This is a genomic window from Methylobacterium sp. J-043 (assembly GCF_022829505.1).
GTDB lineage: Bacteria > Pseudomonadota > Alphaproteobacteria > Rhizobiales > Beijerinckiaceae > Methylobacterium > Methylobacterium extorquens_A.
In genome coordinates this window covers 1-380 of the sequence record NZ_JAKSYB010000073.1, presented here as the reverse complement: position 1 = coordinate 380, position 380 = coordinate 1, and the positions used below count along the sequence as shown (strand labels likewise).

Genomic DNA, 380 nt, shown 5'->3' with positions numbered 1-380 from the left:
AACCTCTTTCACAGCCCGACGCTCTCCCGATCTCTCAACCACAGACGCCGAGAACCACCCCAGGATCGAAAGTCCCCGGTCGGCCGACAGGCGGTGCGATCGACGAAAACGAAGGGGCCGCCCGCGAGGGCGGCCCTTTTTCATGCGCGTTTCCCGATCGGCAGCGCGTTGCCTCATACCACATCCGTTTGATCCCTTCGGGATAGCGGATTTGGGCTTCGCTCAGGCGCCGCGCGGGCTTTCTGATCCGGTCCCCGCTTGGATCAAGCGGAAACCGTATCAGACCTTACAGGCGAAGAAGCCTTCGCGGATCGCCTCCGGATCGAGGTTGCGGCCGATGAACACGACGCGGGAGACGCGCGGCTCGTCGGCGCCCCAAT

At 63.9% G+C, this 380-nt stretch carries 1 protein-coding gene; it reads right to left on the bottom strand.

Annotated features, from left to right (window positions below; genetic code table 11):
* Nucleotides 1–279: 279 nt before the first annotated feature.
* On the bottom strand, nucleotides 280–380 hold a 101-nt coding region (locus MKK50_RS22615; RefSeq protein WP_499025410.1), incomplete at its 5' end, for a CobW C-terminal domain-containing protein.